This window comes from Bacillus benzoevorans (assembly GCF_014207535.1).
GTDB classification, from domain to species: domain Bacteria; phylum Bacillota; class Bacilli; order Bacillales; family Cytobacillaceae; genus Bacillus_BD; species Bacillus_BD benzoevorans.
Genome location: NZ_JACHGK010000003.1, coordinates 63,860 through 82,933, shown reverse-complemented (window position 1 = coordinate 82,933; position 19,074 = coordinate 63,860). Strand labels below are relative to the sequence as shown.

Genomic DNA, 19,074 nt, shown 5'->3' with positions numbered 1-19,074 from the left:
CATGATTAATACGCAAATACATCGAGATGCAGCAATGCTTAAAGGCCAGATAGCGGCACTATATGAGATTTTTAAAAATGAAACCAATCAACAAACAGCAGAAAGAGCACAGGACTTGGCACTAAAACTTGAAAGACAGGAATATTCTATTGCATTTTGCGGTCATTTCTCAGCTGGAAAATCCAGTATGATTAATGCGCTGATGGGTGAGAATATTTTACCGTCCAGTCCGATTCCGACAAGTGCCAACCTTGTCAAAATCAAAGCGGGTGAGGATTATGCCAAAGTATTTTTTAAAGACGAGCGCCCGCTCAAATTCCCGGCACCATACGATTATGAGAAAGTGAAATCCTATGCGAAAGACGGAGACTCAATCCAATCGATTGAAATCAGCTATTCCAAAACATCGATTCCGGAGCATACCATCATTATGGATACTCCCGGCATCGATTCAACCGATGACGCGCATAGAATCGCCACGGAATCAGCCTTGCATTTAGCCGATATCGTGTTCTATGTGATGGATTATAACCATGTGCAAAGTGAATTGAATTTCTTATTTACAAAAGAACTGACAGAGGCGGGGAAAGAGGTTTATTTAGTAATCAATCAAATTGATAAGCATCGTGAAGAGGAATTGAGTTTTATCTCATTCCAGGATAGTGTGAAACATTCTTTTGCTTCTTGGGGAGTTCAACCGGCGAAAATATTTTATACAACTTTGAAAAAACCGGACCACCCTCATAACCAATATCCTGCTTTAAAGCAGTTTATCGAGGAAAAGATAAGCGAGCGGTTCGCGGTTCTTCCTGAATCTGTTTATCATTCCCTGAAAAGACTTGGAGAGGAGCATATTCACTTTTTAAGCGCAAGTATTGCGGAACTAGTGAATGGTCTGAATGAAAAATTGGAGGAGCTTTCGGAAGAAGAAAGACAGGGTCTCATTGAAACGTTCAGCGATTTGTCGGAGCAGCTGGAGGAATTGAAGGCTTCATTAAAGAAAAAAGAAATTCAGTTGTATGAAAGTATTGATAAAGTACTTGATAATGCTTATTTAATGCCTTTTTCGACAAGGGATTTAGCAGAACAATATCTTGCGGCAAGACAGCCGGATTTTAAAATGGGCTTATTTTTTGCCAAACAAAAAACAGAACAGGAACGCCAGGCAAGATTAGAGCGCTTCTACAGTGACTTGGCAGAAAAAGTGACTTCACAGATTGATTGGCATATAAAGGAATTAATAACCAGAACCCTGCGCGAAAGTGAAATCGAGGAGCCACAGCTGCTAGCTTCGGTACAGAATTTCACTGTTTCTTTCGGCAAGGAGCTTCTCGTTGAAACCGTGAAGCCTGGGGCAGGACTTACCGGTGATTATGTATTAAATTATACAAATGATGTTGCCAATATGATTAAGAGAAAGACAAAGGAACAGCTGGCAGCCTTTATTTCCGGTTATCTCGAGCAATGGAAAAGAAAACAGTCAGCCGGAGAGCAGAAACTCGCCCGTGAATTGGCACGATTGAAGGGTTATGTCGATGCAAGTCAGCAATTAGACCAGCTTGATGAACAAATAACAGCTGCTCAAATTAAACTGGAACAAATTTTAACCGGGCATATGGATTTAACTCCGTATCAAGATAAGTTTGCAGCATTAGCTGTTGATGAAACTGCTGAAGCCCAAATCGTCTATTATGAGTCTGCTGAAGAGGATGCGGAAAGTGTGAAACCAGTAAGGGAGCGCGGGTCACGCCCTGTAGAGCGAAACGACAGCAGAAAAGGGACGGAAATTGCTCCATTTATTGCAGCATTGAAAGATGCTTCCCTCCAAGTGAAGGATGTACCTGGTTTTAAGAAAATATCAGAAGAATTAATGCAAAAAGCGGATCGGCTGGAGAATCAATCCTTTACCGTGGCTTTATTTGGGGCCTTCAGTGCCGGAAAGTCATCGTTTGCCAATGCCTTAATCGGTCATAACTTACTGCCGGTATCACCCAATCCGACTACGGCGGCAATCAATAAAATCATGCCGGTTGATGCTGGACATCCACATGGTACGGTGCTGGTGAAATTGAAAAGCCAGGAAACCTTAATGGCAGATGTTAACCGTTCCCTATCAGCCTTTGCCCTCCAGGCTGCGGGATTGGATGAAGCGGTTCGCGCAGCCAATAAGGCGGCCGCTGATGTGAAAGATGTGGATGCTTATGAAAAGACACACCTTGCTTTCTTGCATGCCTTTGTCCGCGGCATTGATAACTACCGGGCTCAGCTTGGCGAGGTTATTGGCACGGATCTGGAACAGTTTACCGGTTTTGTGGCCAATGAAGAGCAGTCATGTCTCGTAGAATGGATCGAAGTATACTACGACTGTGAACTGACGAAAAAAGGGATTACCTTAGTGGATACTCCGGGAGCAGATTCCATTAATGCCCGTCATACCGGTGTAGCCTTTGATTATATTAAAAATTCGGATGCCATTTTGTTTGTCACTTACTATAATCATGCCTTTTCAAAGGCAGACCGGGAATTTTTAATCCAGCTGGGGCGTGTGAAAGATACCTTCGCCCTTGATAAAATGTTCTTTATTGTTAATGCGGTGGATTTAGCCCATGATGAAGATGAACTTCATGATGTTCTTGATTATGTAGAGGGTCAGCTTGTGACTTACGGAATCAGACAGCCGCACCTGTATCCCGTTTCGAGTCTCTTGGCATTAAAAGAAAAGCTTGCCGGAGAAACGGAGTCACCATCGGGGATCACCCTCTTTGAAGAGAAATTTTATGACTTTATTGAACATGATTTACGGGAAATTGCGGTTGCGGCGGCGAAAATGGAATGGCAGCGCATGATAGCCCAATTGCACAGCTTTATTCATTCCGCTGAGGAAGATCAAGAGACAAAAGCGCAAAAGCGGGAACATCTGGCAGCAGAAAAAGCAGATATGCTGGCTCGCATCATTGAGCAAAATAGTTCCTTCCTGCAGCAAAGATTGAAGCAGGAAACAGACGAGCTTGTCTTCTATATTAAACAGCGTGTATTCCTGCGCTATAACGACTTCCTTAAGGAATCCTTCAATCCAGCGCTGTTGAAGGACGACGGGAGAAACTTAAAGAAGGCATTGCAGCAGGCGCTGGAAAACTTCCTGACGGATTTTGGCTATGATTTTGCCCAAGAGCTGCGTGCTACAACCCTTAGGGTGGAAGCCTTTATCGGGAAGCTGTTAACACAATCAGAGCAGTCCATTATCAGCTCGCTTCATGAACTAAATGAGGAAGCTTCATTTAGTGCCTATGAATTGAACAGACTGGACAGCCCTGAGTTTGAAACAGCCTTTGGGTCGCTTAATAGAGGCATATTTAAAACGGCCTTATCCTGTTTTAAAAACCCTAAGTCATTTTTTGAAAAGAATGAGCGCAAACTATTGGGAGATGAATTGGAAAATAATCTGCAGGAGCCGTCAGATGAATATTTAACTCAAGGCAAAAACAAGCTGAAAAGTCATTATTCCGGGCTGCTCGAAACAGAATTCAACGCATTGCTCGCTCACTTAACGGAACAAGCGGAGGAATTCTACGAAGGAGCACTGGCATCCCTATCCAACGAAGTGCCAATTGACGAATTGAAGAAAATCGCCAGCAATCTGGAGCGAAACTAACTCGGTGCCAGGCACCAAAAAAAGACAAAACCTCAATATTTGTCCATGTATAAAGGACAGATATTGGGGTTTTGCCTTCATACGCCGCTCTCTTTAAGCTGGACTTTAACGTAAAGAGGCTGAAGTCTTATGGAAGAATGGTTAAAGGAACTGGAATTCATATATAACATAGATATTCTCTTTGCGGCTGAAACGGGAAGCCGGGCATGGGGAGGTGCAACCGAACAATCAGATTATGATGTTCGGTTTATTTTTCAGCATCGTGATGTGAAGACGTATTTATCGCTGCAAAAGGCAGCAGAAACGCATACGTTTCAAACTCCGTATGATGCCCAGGGGTGGGATATTTTCAAGGTGTTATCACTCTTGGAAAAGTCCAATCCTAATTTGCTGGAATGGTCACTTTCCCCGATCATTTACCGCGACTCGGGGGGCTTTTCGCGAAATTTATATCGCTGTATCGAAGAAAGTTATTCACTTTATTCCCTGTACCAGCATTATATCCATCTTAGTGCCAGGAATATAAAAGATGTATTAGGAAAAGATTTCACCCGTCAAAGCCAGAAAAAGCTGATTCAGGCTGTCCGTGCCTTTTTGCTGGCAAAAACCATTATCATCACAGAAGCAGTGCCGCATTCGGCGCTTTATTCTCATTTTCAAGGTATTTTTGCTACGGATGAGACCGGTTTAACCACTTTTTATCATGAATTAATGGCAGCGAAAAAGCGGGGAATGCTTGTTTCAGCTCAGAACGTAAAACAAGGAATGGAAATAATGGAAAAAGAGCGGATCCAGTTGGATAAGCAATGTGAAGCACTGCCGCGGGGGGGAAATATCAGGGATAGGCTGAATCAATGGATATGGGACCTTTTGCGTATTTGATGAATCCACAGAGAGTTAATAGGTCTTTTGCCGTTTATCCTATCTGGTAAAGGATTACAGGGACGATTCTCTATGTGACATGATATAATAGATTTTATGAATAAAGGGAGTGTGTCATAAATGGAATTCAATAATAGACCTTCATTAATGATCGTCGATGGAATGGCTTTATTGTTCCGTGCATTTTATGCGACATCTGTGTCAGGGCAGTTTATGTATAATTCCGATGGAGTGCCGACAAATGCGGTCAATGGCTTTGTAAAGCATTTCTTCACAGCTGTAGCTAATTTTAAACCAAGCCATGTAGCCGTTTGCTGGGATATGGGCAGTAAAACGTTCCGCAATGAGTTATTTCCGGCTTATAAAGCAAATCGAGGCGAAGCACCGGAAGAGCTGATCCCGCAATTTGACTTGGTGAAAGAAGTTGTCGCGTCCTTTGATGTTCCCAATATTGGTTTAGCAGGCTATGAAGCAGATGACTGCATCGGGACAATCGCTGTCCATGCAGCAAAAAACGAGACTGATGTCTCGATTTTAACGGGTGATCAGGATATCCTGCAGCTGATTGATGACCGGATTTCAGTCGTTCTGCTGAAAAAAGGATTTGGCAACTACGTCGTACACAATCAAGAGTCATTCTTCGAGGAAAAAGGCATTATGCCGAAGCAAATGATTGACTTAAAAGCCTTTATGGGGGATTCGAGTGACAATTACCCTGGTGTGAAAGGGATTGGCGAAAAAACAGCCATCAAGCTGCTGCAGCAGTTTGAACATGTAGATGGGGTTGTCGCGAATCTTGAGCAATTAACGAAGGCGCAAAAGGCCAAAATTGAAGCCGATTTAGAGATGCTCTACTTAAGCAGAAAACTAGCCGAAATCAAAACAGATGTCCCGATTGAATATGATTTAAATCAAGCGATGTTTCAATTTAATAAAGAAAAAGCGCTGGACAAATTTGCCCAGGTCGGCATGAGAGGCTTGGAACGATTTATCGATATAGAAAAAGCATGGGCATAAACATGTAAAAGTGTCCTCTGAGAAAAGACAGATCCTCGCGATCTGTCTTTTTTTGGTGCCAGGCACCTATTTTGTATTTTTTTTCTTTGCTGCGTTTTCCAGTTTGCTTTTTGGTTCTTCAGCGAATTCAGCATCTTGTCCGTAGCCCTGTGGATTTACTCCGGGTGCCTTTGTGCCGCGGTTGCTTCCTAGTTTTTTGCCCATGTTCCATCACCTCCGTGTATAGTATTACCAACAAGAATAAATCCAATCTAAATACTTCACACTAACTAGCAGGTGGTGAAGATATGAATAAAGGGGTATATGCTGCGTTAATCAGCATAATCTTAGCACAGGCATTAAAAATTCCGCTTCATTTTTTTAAGGCAGGGAAATGGAAGCCTGATTTATTTTTTCAAACAGGGGGGATGCCCAGCTCCCATTCCGCGGGAGTTTCATCCTTAACGACCTTTGTAGCATTGAAACGGGGAATACCATCGATTGATTTTGCTCTTTCTCTTATCTATGGGCTTATCGTGATGTATGATGCACAAGGGATCCGCCGCCAAACCGGTGAATTAACCTTAAAAGTAAATGATATGGAAGAATTAGTCGACAAAATTCATCATAAAGAAAGTGTGGCATTTAAACAGAAAACGCCTGCAAAACTAAAGGAAATGCTCGGGCACGAGCCGGAGGAAGTTGTTGGTGGTGCAGTATTCGGAATGATGGTTGGAGCAATTTGTTATATTTTTTCGAAAAAAAGATAGAAATTTGTCGCAATTTAAAGTAATATGATATTTGGGTTAAAAATAGGAGAGGAATGAAAATTACATTGAAAACGGTAGGACAATACGTAGATTTTCTAAAAGAAAAGGGATTTATGTTAAAGGACGATGCTATCGGATTTATTTCCTTTGGCAAGCAGACGACAAATGCGACAGATGAGATTACGATTACCGCTATCGAGTTGACATTAAAAACACAAAAAGAATTTGATGGCAGCTACTTCATCTCACTATTGGAAACGCTAGTAAAAGGTAAAGTGAAAAATCGCGGGGCTGCTATCCGTTTTGTTAAAGAACGCGAGTTAATAGCCATCTAAAACCAGCTTACATTACATGAAATAAGTCAAACTGTTTGCATGCAAATAGTTTTTATCAGGAAAAGGCGTTATCACATGCCTTTTCCCTTTTGTGTACTTATTAGAACGAGCCATGGTCATTTACTTCAGACTTATGTTTGCTTTGCAGAAAATGCTTATTTGCGGGGAGTTCTGAAAATACCATACCGGATAAAATCAGGAAACAACCGGCAATGGCGCTGAACGAAAGACGATCATCAGCCCAAATAAATCCGGTAATGGCTGCGAAAACAGGCTCAGTTGCGAAAATTAGTGCTACCCGGGTCGGTGTTGTGTATTTTTGCACAGATGTCTGGATGAAAAAAGCAAACGCTGTAGCAAAAACAGAGGTCACAATTAAAGCCGTTACAACCTCAGGCGCATAAATTACTGCGCTTTTAACCATCACATGCCAATCTTCAAAGAAAAATGCACCCATTAGCGAAAGAAACGCCACCGTAAAAATTTGGATAACCGTCAAAAGCAAGGCTGGATAGTTCCTGCTGTATTTTCCTGTGTAAATAATCTGCAGGGCAAAACCGATCGCACAGACAAATACCAGCCCGTCGCCAATATTAAGCGGGGCGGAATCGGTCATCGTTAATAAATACAACCCTGCCGTAGCAATAATAATGCCCAAAATTGCATGCTGTGAGGGTTTATGTTTTAATAAAAAGTAAGAAAAAACAGGTACCAGGACTACGCTTAATCCGGTAATAAAACCGGCCTTTGCGGAAGTAGTATAGATTAATCCTGCCGTTTGCGCAGCATATCCGACAAACAGCCAAAATCCGATTAATATACCGGAAAGCAAAATCCGCCGCTCAAGCTTTCGCAGTTGCTTACGTTCAAATAGTAAAAGCCAGGTTAACAGGAGAAGACCGGCAATCGTAAAACGGATCCCGTTAAAAGTAAATGGTTCCAAAAGAAAAAGCGCGTTTTGGACAATGACAAAGGTTGCCCCCCAGACAAGGGCAACAAGCAGCAGGGATATATCTGCGATAATAGATACTCGATTCAAAATATTTATCAAACCTTTCATGATGTTCTTACACTTAGGCTGTTAACGCGGTTGGTGAATGGCAGCTCTTGCTAATTCGTCCGCGTTTTTATTCTCTTTACTCGGTATCCATTTCAGGAAAAACAACTCAAATTCTGCGATCAATTTCAATGCCTTTTCCAGCAATGGAGCAAAGGCAGGGTTTTTCACAAATTTCTTTTCAACGGCTCTGTTCACCAGCTCGGAGTCCGTACGGAAAGAGACTGTTTGATATCCTTTATCCCGGCAAATCTTTAAAGCAAAGAGAAAGGCATGAAATTCGGCTTCATGGTTACTCATTATCTCTAAAGGAATGGAATGACGCTCCACTTTTCCATTTTCATTTATAAAAATACCGGCACCGCTCGAACCCGGATTTCCAGCACTGGCACCATCAAAATATACTTCAATCAATTGAACCGTCCTCCTCATGAATAGAAAATCACAAAAAAATCCTTCCAGAGCATTTCCTCAATGAAAAAAGTATAAACTAAATAACAATATCATGAAAGATAAAAATCCAAAGGAAAGATAATCCTGCACGTTTTGTGCTCCTGCAGGCATCATCATATACACTTCCATAGAAGAAAGGGTGAGGTTGTTGAAATATAAAGTGGAATGGTTATACAAGCTGAAAGGAACAGATGGAGTTTATTTTACTTCAGATTGGATCGATGGCGATCAGGCGATCCTTTATGGTGAGGATATAGAAAAACAAAATAGGACAAGTGAACTAATTTTTTATGATGAGATGGGGCAATCATGGAAATTAAAAGAACTAAAAAAGCTGAATACGGAAGTCGAAGAAGAACCGCATGATGTCATGATTTATTTTGACGGCGGGTATAACAGGGACAGCCTGCATTCGGGCTTAGGAGCGGTTGTGTATTATCGTCAGGGGAAAAAGAAATTTCGCCTGAGAGCCAATGAGTCGATTGACGAGTTAGAAAATAATAATGAAGCAGAATATGCAGCGCTGATGTTTGCTTTAAACTTGCTCGAGGAAATTGGCGTGCATCAGCTTCCTTGTGATATTAAGGGGGATGCACAAGGGGTTTTGAAGCAGCTGGCAGGAGAATGGCCGTGCTATGAGGAAAACTTAAACAAATGGCTTGACCGGATAGAAGAAAAAATAAATATTTTAGGACTAAAGCCGCGTTATCAACCGATTCCAAGAAACGATAATAAAGAAGCGCATAAACTGGCATCACAGGCACTTGAGGGAAAAAATATTTACAGTAAAATGCAGCTTCTCTGAAGGTTAAAAAGGTAACAGAATAGAATCAATGAATATTCAAACAGAAGGATGGGAACGAAAATGGATCGTAAGGACATCTATAATGAAGTGGAAGGGATTTTAAACCAATACTGTAACGGCTGCTTCCTCTATAAGCAGAACCGCAAAGATAAAGGCCGTGCCTACGCTCATAAATTTTGTATTTCTGCTTGTACGGTCGGAGAGAAAATCAGAATGTGTGGAGAAAAGCTTACTCAAGCGGCTGTTAATAAAAAAGGCTGACGAATAATCGCCAGCCCTATGTTTATTTTAAATTAGTATAATTACAGTTTCACAACGTTAGAAGCTTGTGGTCCGCGGTTTCCTTCAACGATTTCGAAAGAAACTTCTTGACCTTCTTCTAAAGATTTGAATCCATCACCTTGGATAGCTGTGAAGTGTACGAATACATCGTCTCCACCTTCAACTTCGATAAAACCGAAACCTTTTTCGTTATTAAACCATTTTACTTTACCGTTTTGCATATTAACATTTCCTCCTAAGCCTTTCAAGACACTCAAAATGTCTAAAAAAATAAATATTATCAAATTACAAATATAGCAGCTAATTACAATTAACGGAAATATATTCTGTAATATGATGACTTAAATATATCATTAATAAACGTTTACAGTCAAGGAATTCAAGCTTAATTTGCAAAATAGACAAAGCTATGAAATAACGTTGTTTACAATCGCTGAGTGCCAAATATATTCCATTGTCATATCGTGTATAATGGTTGTTGGACATCATAAATGAATTTGTCGAAACGCGGTTTATGAAGGGGGATTCTGAGTGGTTAAAGTGATTTTAGCCGAAAAGCCATCCGTAGCAAAAAATATTGCAGAGGCATTAAAAATACGCGGCAGAAATGACGGCTATTATGAAGGAAACGGCTACATCATCACATGGGCCTTTGGTCATTTGCTGCAGCTCTACGATGCAAAAGATTATGATGAAAAAATGGCGGTATGGAAAATGGAAAACTTTCCATTTATTCCTCAAGCGTTTAAATACAAAGTGAAATGTGATGCGAAAAACAGGGATAAGTTGGATTCAGGTGCGCAAAAACAATTGAAAACGATCAAGTTTTTAATGAAACGGGACGATATTGACGGGATCATTTCAGCATGTGATTTTGATCGGGAGGGTCAATTGATTGGAGATAGTATTATTTACACGATAAAAACAGATAAGCCTGTTTACCGTCTCCTTTTAAATGAATGGACGCCTGCTGAAGTGCTGCGGGGGTTAGAAAATATCCAGCCAAATATCGAACTCAGACCATTATTAGATGCCGGAGTCAGCCGTCAATGGGCAGACTGGGCTATCGGGATCAACTTAACATCCGTGGCTACCCTTAAATATCAAAAAGGGAAGGGCAAGGCTTTAAATATTGGCCGGGTACTACTTCCAACCTTAAAGATCATTTACGATCGTGATAAAGAAATCGAGAGTTTTGTTCCGGAGAATTATTATAAACTGCAGGCCATCTTTAAAACAAAAGATGAACAGGAATATGAAGGAACCTATATCGAGGGAAAAGAAGAAAAATTTAAGAGTAAGGAAACTTTAGAGACCATTCAACAATCTTTAATCGATAAATCAGCATTTGTCAGTGATAAGCAAGTACAGAAGAAAAACGAGTATCCCCCATATTTATTCAATCTTTCTAATTTGCAAGGTTATATTACGAACAAATACAAAGGCTGGACGTCTGATAAAGTTTTAAAAGTAGCTCAAACTTTGTACGAGAAAAAGTTTATCACCTATCCCCGCACCGCGAGTGCAGCTTTAGAGGAGAGCCTTGTTGGAAAAACTGCTAAGGTATTGGAAACTCTCTCCAAGGACCTTCCGTATAAAGATGAAATCAAGTTTGTGAAGTCGAAAAGAATATTTGATAACTCTAAAGTCGAAAGCCATAGTGCCATTGTTCCGACTTATTTAATTCCTAAACAGTTATCAGCAGATGAAGCGCAAGTCTATCAAGCGATTAAGAATCGATTCATCATGCAGTTTATGCCTGTTGCAGAATATGAAGAAACAAGAATTGAAACAAAAATAAATAACATCGATTTGAAAGGTCTATTTATTTCTAAAGGCAAAGTGCAGCTGGTCGAGGGATGGAAAAAGGTAGAAAACATCCAATCGAAGGATACTCTGTTACCATTAGTCCAGGTTCAGGATCAGGTGGAGTTGGTCAAGCATGAAATCATATCCCAAGTGACAAAGCCCCCTAAGCATCATACGGAAAAAACATTACTGCGGGTAATGGAAACCTGTGGGAAAAACTATGAGGGTGATGGCGAAAGCGAAGAAGATGTGTTTGCTATTTTGAGCGGGTTTAGCATTGGAACTCCGGCTACACGTGCAGAAACGATAAAAAAATTAAAAGATGTTGGCTATATTGAGATGCAAAATAAAAATCTATTATGTACAGATCTGGGTAGAAGGCTTGTCGATACATTTCCTGTTAAAGATTTATTCAATCTGGAGTTTACGGGACGCCTTGAAAAGTCATTATTTGATATAGAGAAAAGAAACTTTAGTAAAAAGGATTTTTTACAACTGATCTTTGATTTCACGGCAAAATCAGTGGAAACCATAAAAAATGAAAAGGATATTATAATAAATGAAGTATCGACTCAAGTGAAGACAAAAGAATCACTTGGAAAATGTCCTTTATGCGGACATGCAGTCATTGAAGGACAAAAAGGTTTTGGCTGCAGTAATTGGAAAAATGGCTGTAAATATGTGATTTGGAAGAATGATAAGTACTTAGCGGCGATGAAGAAAAAGCCGACAAAAACAATGGTAAAAGCTCTATTGAAAAATGGTGTGGCATCGGTTAAGGGTTTAACAAGCAAAAAGGGAAATAAATTTGATGCGCTATTAAGGTATGAAAAAAATCCGGATAATGAGTATTTTAGCTGGAAGATGGAATTTGCTAACAATGAACAACAGAAGCCGGTAAACAGTGAGAAAGCCGATGGTGCAGCAAACACAGCCAATTAGATTGGTTTCATATTATCAAACAAAGTACTTGTATTTGTCGGCAATGATTGATATTTTACAAAAGTAAGAAAAAATTTGCTTGTAGATAATGAACAAAGGATAAATGATGAAAACAGGGGGAATATTTTAATGAAACATTTAACAGCAGAAGAAGTGCAGCAGAAACTTAAAAGCGGGGAAGCATTAAATTTAATCGATGTCCGTGAAGAGGATGAAGTGGCACAAGGAAAGATTCCAGGAGTCGTCCACATTCCACTTGGAATGATCCAATCACGGATGGGAGAGTTAGATAAGGATAAAGAGTATATTCTTGTCTGCCGTTCCGGCGGTAGGAGTACTTTTGCCGGAAATTTTTTAGAAAGTCAAGGTTTTAAAGTGACCAATATGGATGGCGGCATGCTGACCTGGACGGGTGAAGTAGAATAATATTAAAGCGAATAATGGAAAGAGGGATTGCTAATAGGCAATCCCTTTTTTGTACCAATTGTTTCCCGTTCTATTAAAAGATTGTTAATAGTTTATTCATATTTCCTCCGTATGATGTAGGTAAGAAAAAAACAAACCAAAATGAACATATAGAACATGAATAATAGGGGGAAAAGGAAATGAGTGACTTAAACGAACAAATAATAACACCAGAAGAAGTAAAGAGACCGCGCAGACCGAAACCGCCGTGGGTGAACAGCCTGATGACGGCTGTTGCCGGCGGACTGGTCGGTTCTATGCTTACCATTACTGTTTTACCGCATGTTGATTATTTTACCGGGCAAGTGACCAGTCAAATTACTGAGTCCGGCCATCATGGAAATGGTCCCGGGGCAGTGACGGTGCAAAAAACCGCGGCGTCTTCTGATTCTGACTCTGTTGCCGACATGGTGGAAAAAGCCTCGAAAGCCATTGTCGGCATCGTGAATATGCAGACACAAACACAGTGGCGGAACTTCCCCGATTCAGCTGCTAAAAGGGATTCTGAGACTGTCGAGAGCGGCAGCGGAACCGGGGTCATATTTAAGATTGACGGCAGCAATGCCTTTATTGTCACGAATAATCATGTCATTGAAGGTGCGAAGGAACTTGAAATCACCGTAGCGGGCGGTGAGAAAACAAAAGCAGAACTTATTGGTGCTGATCCTTTGTCCGATCTAGCTGTATTGAAAATTGATGCCAAATATGCAGCATCAGCACTAGATTTTGGCGATTCCCGTTCTTTACGGGCAGGTGATCCTGTACTAGCCATCGGAAACCCGCTAGGTCTTGATTTATCCAATACGGTGACACGAGGAATCGTTAGTGCAGTGGATAGAACCGTGCCGGTCTCCACATCTGCCGGAAAATGGGACTTAAATGTGATTCAAACAGATGCCGCCATCAATCCTGGTAACAGCGGCGGTGCTTTAATGAATACATCAGGACAGGTGATGGGCATCAACAGCTTAAAGATTGCTGAAGATAATGTAGAAGGATTAGGGTTTGCCATTCCAAGTAATGATGTAGTTGCCATCATTAATGAAATTATGGAAAAAGGCCATGTTGAGCGTCCTTATATCGGGGTTGGGCTGGCAAATCTTGAGGAAGTTTCGCAAAGATATTTACAAGATCTGCCGTTAAATGTGGAAGGCGGTGCCATCGTTACAAGTGTCGATCCTACTTCAGCCGCGGTCAAAGCGGGCTTAGAGGTTCAGGATATCATTACAGCCATTAATGGTCAGAAAATCAACAGTTCAGATGATTTAAGAAAATATCTCTACACTGAGCTTAAAGCTGGGGACAAAGTGACCCTGGATATTTACCGTGGAAGTAAACAAATGAAAGTGGAACTAACCCTGACAAGCACTGGAAATACAATAGAATAGAGTACCAGATTGCGTGGATTATACACAGTTCATTACATCTTTATGGCTTAATCTGATAACATAGAAAGTGTTATCAGGTTATTTTTTTGTTTAGGAGATGTAGGAACGATGAAAGTTTTAGTGATAGAAGATAATGAAAGTGTTGCCTCCATGCTGGAGTTGTTTTTTATGAAAGAAGAGATAGAAGGAGAGTTTATCGCTGATGGACTGCAAGGATTTCAAAAAAGCCTGTCAAGCGAATGGGATGTGATTATCATTGATTGGATGCTGCCGGGCATGGATGGCGTGACGATTTGCCGCAAAATAAGAGAGGCAAAAAATACCGTTCCGATTATTATGTTGACAGCGAAGGACAGCGAATCAGATCAGGTGCTTGGCCTGGAAATGGGCGCAGATGATTATGTGACAAAACCATTCAGTCCGCTTGCGCTGATGGCCAGAATCAAAGCCGTGACCCGGCGTTATCAAAACGTAAATAAAGGCAGTCAGGAAGATAAAGGGATTCTCAAAACGCAGCATTTTCAAATTAATAAAAATACAAGGGAAGTATTTCTAAATGGGGAACTCATTGCCAATTTAACGCCAAAGGAATTCGATTTATTATCTTATTTCGCCCAGCATCCAAAACAGGTGTTTTCTAGGGAACAGCTTCTTGAACAAGTATGGGGTTATGAGTTTTACGGAGATGAACGGACAGTTGATGTTCATATCAAAAGGCTGAGGAAAAAAGCAGGAGTAGAGAATCAGCCTTTCTTTCATACCGTTTGGGGCGTTGGCTATAAATTTGATGAGGAATCATAAATGAAAATCAGATACATTTATCAGCAAATCATCAGCCATATCAGTATCATTATCGTCGCCTTTCTCGTCCTAAGTTTATTGTTTGCCCACTATGTTGAAACACTTGTCTATACAAATAAGGCAGAGGAATTAATCGATTACGGAGAAAATATTATCTACAATTTAGAACGGAGCACTGATAGCGGGGAGCAGGTATTAAGCCAGTACAGCCGGGTGTTAAGCGGCAGAAATATCCATTATATGATTTTTGCAGAGGATCGGAGAATCATTTACCCGACAAACGGCCGTATTTTTTTGAAGGATGAGGAATGGAAGAGAATTCAATCAGGTCAGACTGTTATTGTAAAACAAGACTTAAATCGATTTGAACAGGCCGTCACATTTGTCCTGCTGCCATATATGCAGCGGGGGGAATTCATCGGGGGATTATTGCTTACCTCACCGATTCAGGGTTCCCGGGAAATGATTTCGCAAATCAACCGCTATTTATGGTATGCCGTCATTATTGCGCTTGCTGTGGCATTGCTCTTGAGCTGGCTTCTGTCTAAAATTCATGTAAACCGGATCAAGCGTCTGCGGGAGGCAACATCTATAGTTTCTGCAGGGGATTATTCGGTTCGCATCCCCTCTACCAATTATGATGAGATTGGAGAATTGGCACAGGACTTTAATAATATGGTACAAAAATTATCTGATTCTAACGAAGAGATAAAGAGACTGGAAAAAAGGCGCAGACAATTTATCGCGGATGTGTCCCACGAGCTGCGCACGCCGCTGACGACGATGAACGGGGTGATAAAAGGCTTAAGAAATAACATGATTCCCGAAGCAGAAAAAGAGAAAGGAATGCAGTTAGTCAGTAAAGAAACGAATCGTCTGATTCGCCTTGTAAATGAAAATCTCGATTATGAAAAAATCAGATCCAATCAGGTCAAATTGATGAAACAGAATATTGCTCTCGTTGAAGTGCTCGAAATCATTAAAGATCAACTGGAAGTATTAGCACGAGAAAAAAATGATGCGATCATTGTTGTCGCAGCAGAGGATATTAATATTTATGCTGACTACGATCGACTTGTACAGATTCTGATTAATATTACGAAGAATAGCATCCAGTTTACAGAAAATGGAACGATTCATTTACGGGGGAAAGCGGGCAATAAAGAAACGATAATTGAAATTGAAGATACAGGAATCGGCATTGACCCGGAAGATGTTGAAAATATTTGGCGCCGTTTCTATAAAGCGGATTTATCGCGAACAACCAATCCATACGGCGAATTTGGACTTGGTCTTTCGATTGTCAAACAGCTCGTCCTGCTGCACGATGGCGAAATTGCCGTATTTAGTGAGAAAGGAAAGGGGACAAAATTTGTCATCCGCTTCCCTCAGCGAGCTTGATGATGAAATTCTAGCGCCGACATGGAAACTGCTTGTGACTTATCCGGCAGTTTTTTTCCTTTCGAGAAGGAATTGTCATTTTTTACAGTTTGTTCATATTTTGTTTGTCATTTTTGGGCACTCTATCATCTGTAAACAGATATACATCATAGGAGGTTATTCAGATGAAAAAGTGGTCGCTCGTTTTTTTTATTACAGGTCTGTTGTTTTTAGGAACAAGTCTTGGTTTAAGTGAAACAAAAGCAGAGGAAAAGCTAACAGAAGAGATAAGAAAAGGGGACATCAGCAGACATAAAGAATTAATTGAAAAAAGTGCAGAAGAATTGGGCGTTGACATCAAAGGGAAGGATACGAAAACCCTGGCACGGGAAATCAGAGCGGCTTATCTAAAAAAACGAGCTGAAGAACTAGGAATTAACACCGAGGGGAAGGACGCTGATACGCTGGCGAAGGAAGTAAGGGAAGCAAATATAAAAAACAAAGCAAAAGAACTGGGAGTTTCGATTGAAGGCAAAGGGATCGATGAGCTGGCAAAAGAAGTGAAGGAAGCCCATATCAAACAGAAAGCTAAGGAGTTTGGCATTGAAACAGAAGGGAAAGATATTCGCATACTTGCTGCTGAAGTAAAAGAAGCGTCGATCAAAGCAGCGGCAAAGGAATTGGGCATCACTGTGGAAGGAAAGGAATTACGCGTTGTAGCTCATGAAATAAGAGAGAAGAAAATTAGGCAAACAGCTGAAAAATTGGGCATAAATACGGCAGGAAAATCCATTCATGAGTTAATGGGAGAAATTATGATCAACCATCGCGAAGATGCCAAGGAACAGAAATTATTCCCATTCGATGGGGACATGCATTTCATGTGGGGCGAGCATCATAAAAGTTCGCCCGATTAATTAGAACAGGAAAAACCGGACAAAAAAGAATAGAATGGACGTCCGCTTTATGATGATGAAGAACAGGCTGGCGTAACAATGACAGTATCAGAGTCTGACATTCTTTAGGGTGTCAGACTCTTTTTGTTGTAAACGGGATTATGTCCTTAAAAATCATAGGCTGCTTGGCCTTTTAAGCAAAAGTTATTGCCTTGTTTCAATGACATTTCTATAGTAATATTTAAATAAAGTGATGAGTATCATATTTGAGTATGGTGTTTTTTAAGGGGGGAAACAGATGCCGACACCGAGTATGGAAGATTATATAGAACAAATATACATACTAATCGAAGAAAAGGGTTATGCCCGTGTTTCTGATATTGCAGAAAACCTATCTGTTCATCCCTCTTCTGTAACAAAGATGGTTCAAAAGCTTGATAAAGATGAGTATCTAATCTATGAAAAATACAGAGGTCTTGTTTTAACGTCAAAGGGAAAGAAAGTCGGGAAAAGATTAGTGTATCGTCATGAACTGCTGGAGCAGTTTTTGCGGGTAATCGGTGTAAAAGAAGAGAATATCTATGGGGATGTTGAGGGGATTGAACATCATTTAAGCTGGGATTCTCTTGAACGAATTGTGGATTTGGTGCAATATTTTGAAGAAGATAAGGATCGGATCACAGAGCTGCGCAAAGTTCAGCAAAACCACAGAACTCTTAAATAAACTAATCATTTCTACATAAAGAAAGGCCGATCTGTCTAAGATCAGCCTCTTTCCAATTCCTGTTATTCATTCTTTTTCTCATTATCCAATTCTTTCTCCTTTTGCAACAGCTGTACATCCTTCATATCAATTTTTCCATCACCATTTAAATCAGGTATAGTGTCGGATGCTGATGGGGAGGAAGGACTTGCTGCTTGGGCAGGTTTGCGGATGAAGACATAGGTGAAAAGCATCAAAAAGATAATCAGGAGTACGGCAATACCATCAATGATATAGAATAGAGTTTTATAATCCGACCAGAGGATTTTGCTTTCGTCTATTTTATTTTGTGAATTGGCGATATAATCCTTCACTTCGGAATGATTAGGATAAATTCTTGCCACCGCCTCAAATTTTTCCAGTGCATTTTTGTAATAACCGCCCCAATATAATTCCAATCCTTCCTTGTAAAGCTTATCGGTTCGGCTGCTTTTGTTCTTGGCTCCTGCCTGATTGACAAATTCCTTTACTGTATTGACAGGTACGGCGAAATTAAAGCCTTGTACCTCAACCCCATTCACGGTATCACCGCGAAACGTTAATAAGCCAATGATATCTCCTTTTTCATTAATGACGGGACCGCCGCTATTGCCGTGAGTAGCAGCTGCATCAATTTGAATCACAGGACTGCCGCCTTGCTCCAATGTTTTTGAGGCAGATGAAACCTGACCCGCATTCATCGAGGATTCCAACAATGAATCTGTGGAAAATAAATCTGATTCAGCGGCAGCCGGATAGCCGATAACCCAAATATTATTTTGATTTCCCACTGTTTCAGAGTTTCCCAGCTTCAGAGTCGGTAAATCCTTCCCTTCTATTTTTAGCACGGCAACATCTTTCCCTTGCGTAACAGGGGCCCCATAGCTTTTAACCTCGCCATCCAAAACTTCTCCGCCCGGTAATACGACTTTTAGAACTCTTGTTACGCCGGAAAATTCTGCATATGTCCACATGTATTCATAGGCTGTTTGATAATCGACCTGAAAATAATCAGCGACAATGGAAGCAAGCTGTTCGAGTCCTCTTGTGGCCAATTCCGCATCCTCAAGCTGTGTACCTTCAACAACATGAGCGTTTGTCACAATATATCCGTCAGAGCTAATGACAGCCCCGGAGCCGGATCCTCCGACATAGGTTTGATAATTCATTCCTGCTAAAAGCGCATCTACCTCGTATCCAACATCACTAAATAAATCATAAAAATTCCAATCAATTACCGCGTATTCGACAATGCGTACAACTGCAGGTTTAGAATACTCTGACAGCTTTTGTGCCTGTGAAATCTTTGACGTTTCAGGCTTAATATTCATGAGCAAAAATGAAGCAACAATGACAGCGATTAGTAAAATACTGATCGGTACGGTGAAAATAGCTCTTTTTTTCAGAATCATCACCTCT

General features: G+C 40.7%; 19 protein-coding genes. 14 read left to right on the top strand and 5 right to left on the bottom strand.

Translation table 11 applies throughout. From position 1 onward, the window contains the following. Position 1 precedes the first annotated feature (1 nt). From HNR53_RS06060 to HNR53_RS06050, 3 genes are all read left to right on the top strand, one after another. Positions 2-3,652, top strand: a complete 3,651-nt coding sequence (locus HNR53_RS06060; protein WP_184523907.1) for a dynamin family protein — start codon at positions 2-4, stop codon at positions 3,650-3,652. 129 nt (positions 3,653-3,781) lie between these two features. Beyond that, the gene (locus HNR53_RS06055; RefSeq protein WP_184523905.1) at positions 3,782-4,534 is read left to right on the top strand and encodes a nucleotidyltransferase domain-containing protein; all 753 of its coding nucleotides are present in this window, start codon (positions 3,782-3,784) and stop codon (positions 4,532-4,534) included. A 120-nt stretch (positions 4,535-4,654) separates the two neighbouring features. Continuing rightward, a complete protein-coding gene (locus HNR53_RS06050; protein WP_184523903.1) occupies positions 4,655-5,551 on the top strand; it encodes a 5'-3' exonuclease in 897 nt (298 codons plus the stop codon). A gap of 66 nt (positions 5,552-5,617) precedes the next feature. Here HNR53_RS06050 and sspL read toward each other — a convergent pair whose 3' ends face one another. Then, positions 5,618-5,755 (bottom strand): small, acid-soluble spore protein L, encoded by a 138-nt coding sequence (gene sspL / locus HNR53_RS06045; protein WP_184523901.1) that lies wholly within the window; start codon positions 5,753-5,755, stop codon positions 5,618-5,620. Between the two features lie 83 nt (positions 5,756-5,838). Here sspL and HNR53_RS06040 point away from each other — a divergent pair, with 83 nt between their 5' ends. Together HNR53_RS06040 and HNR53_RS06035 are read left to right on the top strand one after the other, a co-directional pair. After that, complete coding sequence (locus HNR53_RS06040) at positions 5,839-6,300, top strand: divergent PAP2 family protein (RefSeq protein ID WP_184523899.1); 462 nt, start codon at positions 5,839-5,841, stop codon at positions 6,298-6,300. 53 nt (positions 6,301-6,353) lie between these two features. Beyond that, positions 6,354-6,635 (top strand): DUF6123 family protein, encoded by a 282-nt coding sequence (locus HNR53_RS06035; protein ID WP_184523896.1) that lies wholly within the window; start codon positions 6,354-6,356, stop codon positions 6,633-6,635. Positions 6,636-6,735: 100 nt separating this feature from the next. On the opposite strand, the gene HNR53_RS06030 is transcribed toward HNR53_RS06035, so the two are convergent. Then, a complete protein-coding gene (locus HNR53_RS06030) occupies positions 6,736-7,695 on the bottom strand; it encodes a DMT family transporter (RefSeq protein ID WP_184523894.1) in 960 nt (319 codons plus the stop codon). Positions 7,696-7,716: 21 nt separating this feature from the next. Next, entirely contained in the window at positions 7,717-8,106 is a 390-nt protein-coding gene (locus HNR53_RS06025) for a reverse transcriptase-like protein (protein ID WP_184523892.1), read from the bottom strand. Positions 8,107-8,293: 187 nt separating this feature from the next. On the opposite strand from HNR53_RS06025, the gene HNR53_RS06020 reads away from it, so the two are divergent. Together HNR53_RS06020 and HNR53_RS06015 are read left to right on the top strand one after the other, a co-directional pair. After that, positions 8,294-8,950, top strand: a complete 657-nt coding sequence (locus HNR53_RS06020; RefSeq protein ID WP_184523890.1) for a reverse transcriptase-like protein — start codon at positions 8,294-8,296, stop codon at positions 8,948-8,950. A gap of 60 nt (positions 8,951-9,010) precedes the next feature. Next, positions 9,011-9,211 (top strand): zinc-finger domain-containing protein, encoded by a 201-nt coding sequence (locus HNR53_RS06015; protein ID WP_184523888.1) that lies wholly within the window; start codon positions 9,011-9,013, stop codon positions 9,209-9,211. A gap of 41 nt (positions 9,212-9,252) precedes the next feature. Here the strand turns inward: HNR53_RS06015 and cspD are convergent, their stop codons facing one another. Next, positions 9,253-9,453, bottom strand: coding sequence for a cold-shock protein CspD (gene cspD / locus HNR53_RS06010; RefSeq protein WP_019155915.1), 201 nt, complete (start codon positions 9,451-9,453; stop codon positions 9,253-9,255). 310 nt (positions 9,454-9,763) lie between these two features. Between cspD and HNR53_RS06005 the strand changes: the two genes are divergently transcribed. The 7 genes from HNR53_RS06005 to mntR all read left to right on the top strand — a co-directional run bounded on the left by HNR53_RS06005 (position 9,764) and on the right by mntR (position 17,637). Continuing rightward, positions 9,764-11,983 carry a DNA topoisomerase gene (locus tag HNR53_RS06005; RefSeq protein ID WP_184523886.1) on the top strand — a complete coding sequence of 740 codons (2,220 nt, stop codon included), beginning with the start codon at positions 9,764-9,766 and terminating at the stop codon, positions 11,981-11,983. A 129-nt stretch (positions 11,984-12,112) separates the two neighbouring features. Further along, a complete protein-coding gene (locus tag HNR53_RS06000; protein WP_184523884.1) occupies positions 12,113-12,409 on the top strand; it encodes a rhodanese-like domain-containing protein in 297 nt (98 codons plus the stop codon). Between the two features lie 179 nt (positions 12,410-12,588). Continuing rightward, positions 12,589-13,836, top strand: a complete 1,248-nt coding sequence (locus tag HNR53_RS05995) for a S1C family serine protease (protein ID WP_184523882.1) — start codon at positions 12,589-12,591, stop codon at positions 13,834-13,836. A 108-nt stretch (positions 13,837-13,944) separates the two neighbouring features. Further along, positions 13,945-14,637: a response regulator transcription factor gene (locus HNR53_RS05990; protein WP_184523880.1), complete on the top strand. Its 693-nt coding sequence runs from the start codon at positions 13,945-13,947 to the stop codon at positions 14,635-14,637. Beyond that, complete coding sequence (locus HNR53_RS05985; protein ID WP_184523878.1) at positions 14,638-16,038, top strand: sensor histidine kinase; 1,401 nt, start codon at positions 14,638-14,640, stop codon at positions 16,036-16,038. 164 nt (positions 16,039-16,202) lie between these two features. Beyond that, complete coding sequence (locus tag HNR53_RS05980) at positions 16,203-16,934, top strand: hypothetical protein (protein WP_184523876.1); 732 nt, start codon at positions 16,203-16,205, stop codon at positions 16,932-16,934. A gap of 277 nt (positions 16,935-17,211) precedes the next feature. Further along, complete coding sequence (gene mntR, locus HNR53_RS05975) at positions 17,212-17,637, top strand: transcriptional regulator MntR (protein WP_184523874.1); 426 nt, start codon at positions 17,212-17,214, stop codon at positions 17,635-17,637. A 62-nt stretch (positions 17,638-17,699) separates the two neighbouring features. On the opposite strand, the gene HNR53_RS05970 is transcribed toward mntR, so the two are convergent. Beyond that, positions 17,700-19,067, bottom strand: a complete 1,368-nt coding sequence (locus HNR53_RS05970; protein ID WP_184523872.1) for a trypsin-like peptidase domain-containing protein — start codon at positions 19,065-19,067, stop codon at positions 17,700-17,702. Positions 19,068-19,074 lie beyond the last annotated feature (7 nt).

Coding starts and splice junctions, on each gene's coding strand:
- HNR53_RS06055 (WP_184523905.1), top strand. CDS start 3,782: ATGGAAGAATGGTTAAAGGAACTGGAATTCATATATAACATAGATATT.
- HNR53_RS06040 (WP_184523899.1), top strand. CDS start 5,839: ATGAATAAAGGGGTATATGCTGCGTTAATCAGCATAATCTTAGCACAG.
- HNR53_RS05985 (WP_184523878.1), top strand. CDS start 14,638: ATGAAAATCAGATACATTTATCAGCAAATCATCAGCCATATCAGTATC.
- HNR53_RS06035 (WP_184523896.1), top strand. CDS start 6,354: ATGAAAATTACATTGAAAACGGTAGGACAATACGTAGATTTTCTAAAA.
- HNR53_RS05980 (WP_184523876.1), top strand. CDS start 16,203: ATGAAAAAGTGGTCGCTCGTTTTTTTTATTACAGGTCTGTTGTTTTTA.
- HNR53_RS06015 (WP_184523888.1), top strand. CDS start 9,011: ATGGATCGTAAGGACATCTATAATGAAGTGGAAGGGATTTTAAACCAA.
- HNR53_RS06050 (WP_184523903.1), top strand. CDS start 4,655: ATGGAATTCAATAATAGACCTTCATTAATGATCGTCGATGGAATGGCT.
- HNR53_RS05970 (WP_184523872.1), bottom strand. CDS start 19,067: ATGATTCTGAAAAAAAGAGCTATTTTCACCGTACCGATCAGTATTTTA.
- cspD (WP_019155915.1), bottom strand. CDS start 9,453: ATGCAAAACGGTAAAGTAAAATGGTTTAATAACGAAAAAGGTTTCGGT.
- sspL (WP_184523901.1), bottom strand. CDS start 5,755: ATGGGCAAAAAACTAGGAAGCAACCGCGGCACAAAGGCACCCGGAGTA.
- HNR53_RS06030 (WP_184523894.1), bottom strand. CDS start 7,695: ATGAAAGGTTTGATAAATATTTTGAATCGAGTATCTATTATCGCAGAT.
- HNR53_RS05990 (WP_184523880.1), top strand. CDS start 13,945: ATGAAAGTTTTAGTGATAGAAGATAATGAAAGTGTTGCCTCCATGCTG.
- mntR (WP_184523874.1), top strand. CDS start 17,212: ATGCCGACACCGAGTATGGAAGATTATATAGAACAAATATACATACTA.
- HNR53_RS06060 (WP_184523907.1), top strand. CDS start 2: ATGATTAATACGCAAATACATCGAGATGCAGCAATGCTTAAAGGCCAG.
- HNR53_RS05995 (WP_184523882.1), top strand. CDS start 12,589: ATGAGTGACTTAAACGAACAAATAATAACACCAGAAGAAGTAAAGAGA.
- HNR53_RS06000 (WP_184523884.1), top strand. CDS start 12,113: ATGAAACATTTAACAGCAGAAGAAGTGCAGCAGAAACTTAAAAGCGGG.